Origin of the sequence: Mesorhizobium sp. M7A.F.Ca.MR.148.00.0.0 (assembly GCF_003997735.1) — a bacterium.
Classification (GTDB): domain Bacteria; phylum Pseudomonadota; class Alphaproteobacteria; order Rhizobiales; family Rhizobiaceae; genus Mesorhizobium.
In genome coordinates this window covers 1-1478 of sequence record NZ_RZTB01000267.1, presented here as the reverse complement: position 1 = coordinate 1478, position 1478 = coordinate 1, and the positions used below count along the sequence as shown (strand labels likewise).

The window sequence follows — 1478 nt, the reverse complement described above, 5'->3', positions numbered from 1 at the left end:
AGGTGACGGCGGCGACATGGCAGCCGAGCAGCTTGGCGAACTGCAGTGCAAAGAGCGAGACGCCGCCCGAGCCGATGACCAGAACCCATTGGCCGGGCTTCGGAATTCCGGCGCCCGTCACCGCATTCCAGGCGGTCAGGCCGGCGCAGGTCAGCGTTGCCGCCTCATGCCAGTCGAGATGATCGGGCAAGTGCACCGCCCATTGTTCGTCGAGAACGGCGTATTCGGTCAGCATGCCATCCAGCGTGCAGCCGAGCTGATCGATGAGTCCGGCATGGATGCGGCCGTCGATCCATCGGGCGAAATAGCTGCCGGTCACGCGGTCGCCGACAGCAAAGCGGGTGACGGTATCGCCGATGGCGACAATGACACCGGCCCCGTCGCTCAGCGGAACGACGCCTTGGCGCGGCGGCAGCGGATAGGTGCCGTTGAGGATCATCGTATCGCGCCGGTTGAGCGAGGTGGCGCGAACGCGCACCACGATCTCATGCGGTTTCGGCTCCGGCTGAGCCGTGTCTCGCAGCATCAGGGGTTCGGTCCCAGACCCTTCGAGGCGGTAGCTCCGCATGCGTTCCTCTCGAGAAATATATAGACTGATCTACATATTATGTAGACCGATTGTCATATTTTGCGCAAGGCCTATAATGATTCCTGCTGACAGAGGTTGACATGGCCAACGACACCCGCAACCGCATACTCGAGACGACTGGGCTGCTGCTCAGGCAGCGCGGCTATCACGGCACCTCGCTCAACGACATATTGAGCGCCAGCGGCGCACCGCGGGGCTCGCTCTATTTTCATTTTCCCGGCGGCAAGGACCAACTGGTCATCGAGGTGACGCGGGCCAGCGTTGCCGACGTGACGGAGAGGCTGGGCGAAGCGCTGGCTGCCGAAAAGTATCCGGCGGTGGCTGTCCATCATATCTACCAGTCGGTGGGACGCATGCTGGAAGACAACCAGTTTTCGCTCGGCTGTCCGATCGCGCCTGTCGTGCTGGACTCGCCCACCGACGTGCCGGAACTGGCGGAGTTGTGCCGCTCGGCCTTCGAACAGTGGATAGGCCTCATGCGGGACGCCTTCGTCAGGGCAGGGGTGCCCGAGCGCCGCGCGCATGCATTGGCGCTGCTGGTCGAATCGTCGCTGGAGGGGCTGATGGTGATCGCCCGCGCCACCCGAGACCGCGCCCCGGTACAGGCCGTGGCCGATGAGGTGGCGGCGCTGATCGAAGCTGCGGTGCTTGCCGGCGAGGTCAAGCAACGCGCGGATGCCGCCGTCTGAGAGACGGCCACAGCGACTGCTGCGCAAAACAAAAAGGGCGGCATCTCTGCCGCCCTTTCCGTGTTCTGAAGACAGATGGAAGCGTGGATTAGAAATCCATGCCGCCCATGCCGCCCATGCCGCCGCCCATGCCGCCAGGCATGCCGCCGCCGCCAGCCGACTCCTTCTTCGGAGCCTCCGCGATCATGGCTTCGGTGGTG

At 64.1% G+C, this 1478-nt stretch carries 2 protein-coding genes; one reads left to right on the top strand and one right to left on the bottom strand.

Features of this window, described 5'->3' with window-relative positions; genetic code table 11:
• A partial coding sequence (locus EOB49_RS33825) for an NAD(P)-dependent alcohol dehydrogenase (protein ID WP_164781927.1) occupies nt 1-568 on the bottom strand: 568 nt, incomplete at its 3' end.
• Nucleotides 569-669: 101 nt separating this feature from the next.
• On the opposite strand from EOB49_RS33825, the gene EOB49_RS33820 reads away from it, so the two are divergent.
• Nucleotides 670-1278 carry a TetR/AcrR family transcriptional regulator gene (locus EOB49_RS33820; RefSeq protein ID WP_127383497.1) on the top strand — a complete coding sequence of 203 codons (609 nt, stop codon included), beginning with the start codon at nt 670-672 and terminating at the stop codon, nt 1276-1278.
• The last annotated feature ends 200 nt before the right edge of the window (nt 1279-1478 follow it).